Consider the following 4211-nt stretch of genomic DNA (forward strand, 5'->3'; position numbering starts at 1 on the left):
ATCGCACATCAGCCCCGCATTCGTCTCGTGCGCGCAGTCCCAGAAGGTGATCCCCGCGCGCGGAAACAGGTCCGATACAGGCATCATCGCAGAGCCGATGATCCCAAAAGCCTGGTCGATCCCATGCTTCTGCAGAACCTTCACAAACGCTTCTTCCGTCGTCATCTTCATGGGGATCGTTCCTTGTCATGTTTGGATAGAGGTGGCCCCGGCCGTTCGCCGGGGCCTGCCGTTGCGTTTGGGTTGAGGCTTCAGCGCAGGCGGCTGGCCGATGGCGCCATGGCGGCACCCTGCGGCTGGAGCCTTGGTGCCGGACGGCGGATCGCCATAGCCGAGATCATGCTGATCAAAGCCGCGAAGACCACGTAGGCGCAGACGTACCAGGGCTGGCCGCCGCCTTCCGCCAGGAGGTAGGTGGCGATGATCGGGGTGATGCCGCTCGCGAAGATTCCGGAGAACTGGTAGACGAAGGAGATGCCCGTATAGCGGACCTCCGCATCGAACAGGTCCGAGAACAGCGCGGCCTCCGGCCCGTAGCACATGGCATAGACGATCCCGAACGGGACGATGATGCCGATGGCAATGAGCGGCAGGCTGCCCGAAGCCATCAGCCAGAAGGCCGGATAGGCGCACAGGGCCAGAAGCAGCGAACCGATGGCATAGGTCTTCGGGCGGCCCCAACGGTCCGACAGGCTGCCGAAATAGGGAATGGTGAAGACCATCACCGCCGCCGAAATGGTGACGAGCACAAGCGCCGTCGTGCGGGGCACGTCGACATATTTCGACAGGTACACGATCGAGAAGACGGCGAAGATGTTGAAAAAGACGCCGTCGATATACCGCACGCCCATGCCCAGGATGATGTTCTTGGGGTATTTGCGCAGCATCACCATGAAGGGCAGCGCAACATCCTTCTTCGTTTCCTTGACCTTCTCGAACTCCGGGGTCTCGGCAACCTTCAGGCGGATATACATGCCCACCAGGACCAGGAGCACGCTTGCCAGAAAGCCCACGCGCCATCCCCAGGCCATGAACTGCTCGTCCGGCAGAAGCGACATGACCGCGGTCACGCCCGATGCCAGGCAGAGGCCCAGGGCAAGGCCGATCTGCGGGATGCTGGCAAAGAAGCCGCGCCGGTTTTCGGGCGCATACTCGTAGGCCATCAGGACCGCACCACCCCATTCGCCGCCGATGCCGATCCCCTGGAGGATGCGCAGCAGAAGCAGGAGGATGGGCGCGGCGATGCCGATCTGCTCATAGGTGGGCAGAAGGCCGATCAGGACGGTGGCCACGCCCATGATCATCAGCGTGATGACGAGCATGCTCTTGCGGCCGAGCTTATCGCCGTAATGACCGAAGATCAGGCCGCCGACCGGCCGCGCGACGAAGCCGATCGCGAAGGTTGTATAGGCCAGGAGCGTGGAGACGACTGGATCGTCCGCCGGAAAGTAGAGCTGGTTGAAGACGATGCCGGCGACGATGCCGTAGAGAAAGAAGTCGTACCATTCGATCGTCGCGCCAATCACGCTTGCGCCGACGACGCGCCTCAGCTCGCGATCGGCAGTTCCCGCTGTGCTTGCCATGTCTTCCTCCCAGATTGATGGCTGTTGACGTCTTCCCGGATCATGTCGGCAGCTTTTTCGCCGATCATGATCGCCGGAACATTCGTATTGCCCGACACGAGGGTCGGCATGACCGAGCAGTCGGCGACCCAAAGCCCGTCCGTGCCGCGCACCCGCAGGCGCGCATCCAGAACGGCGGTGCGGTCCCCCTCTCCGCCCATGCGGCACGTTCCCGCAGGATGGAAGATCGTCGCCCCGTTCTGCCGCGCAAAGGTGAGAAGGTCGGCATCCGTCTCGATCGCCGGACCGGGCAGGACCTCCTCCGCCACATAGGCGGCGAAGGGCTCGGTGGCCGCCAGCCGCCGCGCAAAGCGCATCGCGGCCACCACACAGGTGCGGTCCGTTTCACTGTCGAGGTAGTTGGCGTGTATCTTTGGCGCCGCAAAGGGCTCCGCCGAGCCCAGGCGGATCACACCGCGGCTTTCCGGGCGCAGCTGGCAGACCGACATGGTGAAGCCGGAATAGTCGTGGACGGCGCCGCCGGCCATGTCCGCCGACAGGGTGCCGATGTGGAACTGGATGTCCGGCGTGGCGGATCCCGGCAGCACGCGGGTGAAGAGCCCACCCTGATTGATGCCGATGCTCAAGGGCCCGCCGCGCGTGAGCAGCCATTCGAGCCCCATCCGTGCCCGTCCATAGAAGGAGCGCAGCGTATCGTTGGTGGTGATCGGCTTGGTGCACCGATAGATCATGCGGATCTGCAGATGGTCCTGCAGGTTGCCGCCGACCCCGGGGCTATCCTGCAGAACGGGGATCCCCGTTTGCTGTAGATGCTCCGCAGGCCCGATGCCCGACAGCATGAGGAGCTGCGGCGTCTGTACCGCACCCGCCGACAGGATGACACCGCGCCGGGCGCCGATCCGCCGGTCCCGGCCACCCTGCCGCAACTCCACGCCCACAGCGCGCCGGCCCTCGAAAATGACCCGCGCGACCTGCGCCTCCGTCAGGATGGAAAGGTTCTCGCGGCGCCGCGCCGGCTTCAGATAGGCCTTGGCCGCGCTCATGCGCCAGCCGCCACGTGTCGTCAGCTGATAGTAGCCGACGCCTTCCTGGGTGGCGCCGTTGAAGTCGGCCGTCTCGGGCACGCCGCAGGCGACGGCCGCGGACTTGATGGCCTCGATCAGCTCATGCCGAACGGGAATGCTGCTGACATGCAAGGGTCCGGTCGAACCGTGCAGAGGGTCGCCGCTGAAGGCTGGATTGGTTTCCAGCTTGCGGAAATAGGGAAGCACGTCGTCCCAGCCCCAGCCCTCATTCCCGAGCTGGCGCCAGCCATCATAATCTTCCTGCTGGCCCCGGATGACGATGAGGCCGTTGATCGAGGAACAACCGCCCAGGACCCGGCCGCGCGGCCAGTAGATGCGACGGCCCGCCATCCCTTCCTCCGGCTCCGTGTGGAAGCGCCAGTTGATGGCGTCGTTCCACATGGTCTTGCCATAGCCGATGGGCAGGTGAATCCACAGATTCCGGTCCTTGGGCCCCGCTTCCAGGAGCGCCACGCTGTACCGCCCATCTTCCGACAGGCGGTTGGCGAGAACGCAGCCGGACGATCCTGCGCCGACGACGACGAAGTCGAATTCTTCCTCGAAATTCATGTGCAGATTCCTCCCTGCAGCCAGGAGACTGCACCCCGCCACCAAACGAGTCAACTCTATTTTGAAACAGAACGTCTCACTGAGTGAGATACTAATGCTGCATTGCCGCAGGATGGTGGCTTGCCTGGAGATCGAATGACCGGTGGTAGTCCCCCACGAACCGGCCTGTGCTACAGGGAAGACAGGCACAACGCGAAAGGGAGGCAGAGCGGTTTGAAAGCGGACGAACGGGATAGCGGATCGGCCATGCTGCGGGCGCTCGATCTCCTGGCCGCGATTGCCGGCGCGGACCAGCCGATCACCGTGCCGGAACTCTGCCAGGAACTGGGCTTGCCGAAGCCCACGGTCCATCGCCTCTGCCAGCGGCTGGAGACGGAAGGCTACCTTTCGCGCGAGCCGGGGGGCCGGCATTTCATCGTCGGACCGCGCCTCCTGCGCCTCGGCCTCGATGCGGTCCGCACCTCCGTCACGACGGAGCGGCACGCCATCCTGCAACAGCTGGTGGATGCCTGCGAGGAAACCTGCAACCTCGTCACCCGCGCAGGCCTGGAAGCCGTCTATATCGACCGCGTGGAGGCGCGCTGGCCGCTGCGGCTCCACCTGGAGATCGGATCGCGCGTTCCGCTGCATTGCACGGCGAGCGGCAAGCTGCTTCTGGCGCATATGGCGCCGGCGCAGCGCAAGCGGACGCTGGATGCCTTGGCCCTGTCCAACTACACCACCCATACCATCTCCGACCGCGCGCGGCTGGATGCCGACCTCGCCGCCATATCCCGCCGGGGATACAGCCTGGACGACCAGGAGTTCATCGAAGGCCTCGTCGCCGTTGCCGTACCGGTGCGCGACAGCGCCAACACGGTGGTGGCAGCCCTGGCATGCCATGGTCCGCTGCCGCGCTTCGGCGTGGACAAGGCGACGGGCTTCCTGCCCCGACTTATAGAAGCTGCCGAGCGCCTGCGAACCACGCTGCAATAGCGCCGCGCGCCTGGATACG

4 protein-coding genes are annotated in these 4211 nt (G+C 64.7%); 1 reads left to right on the forward strand and 3 read right to left on the reverse strand.

All coding sequences use genetic code 11. The annotated features are described in order from the left end of the window. The 3 genes from AUL30_RS19585 to AUL30_RS19110 form a co-directional block, all read right to left on the reverse strand. The coding region (locus AUL30_RS19585) for a thiamine pyrophosphate-binding protein (RefSeq protein WP_244490794.1) at positions 1-171 on the reverse strand (171 nt) is incomplete at its 3' end. Positions 172-251: 80 nt separating this feature from the next. Further along, complete coding sequence (locus AUL30_RS19105) at positions 252-1583, reverse strand: MFS transporter (protein ID WP_062229506.1); 1332 nt, start codon at positions 1581-1583, stop codon at positions 252-254. Further along, entirely contained in the window at positions 1547-3217 is a 1671-nt protein-coding gene (locus AUL30_RS19110; protein WP_062229507.1) for a GMC family oxidoreductase, read from the reverse strand. The genes AUL30_RS19105 and AUL30_RS19110 overlap by 37 nt, the downstream gene beginning before the upstream one ends. A 213-nt stretch (positions 3218-3430) precedes the next feature. On the opposite strand from AUL30_RS19110, the gene AUL30_RS19115 reads away from it, so the two are divergent. After that, the gene (locus tag AUL30_RS19115) at positions 3431-4192 is read left to right on the forward strand and encodes an IclR family transcriptional regulator (RefSeq protein WP_244490908.1); all 762 of its coding nucleotides are present in this window, start codon (positions 3431-3433) and stop codon (positions 4190-4192) included. Positions 4193-4211: the final 19 nt, after the last annotated feature.

The sequence above is a fragment of the Aureimonas frigidaquae genome (genome assembly GCF_001463905.1).
Lineage (GTDB): Bacteria > Pseudomonadota > Alphaproteobacteria > Rhizobiales > Rhizobiaceae > Aureimonas > Aureimonas frigidaquae.

What these genes read in the sequence shown, in the direction of transcription:
- AUL30_RS19110 (WP_062229507.1), bottom strand. Translation starts at nt 3,217, where the DNA reads ATGAATTTCGAGGAAGAATTCGACTTCGTCGTCGTCGGCGCAGGATCG.
- AUL30_RS19105 (WP_062229506.1), bottom strand. Translation starts at nt 1,583, where the DNA reads ATGGCAAGCACAGCGGGAACTGCCGATCGCGAGCTGAGGCGCGTCGTC.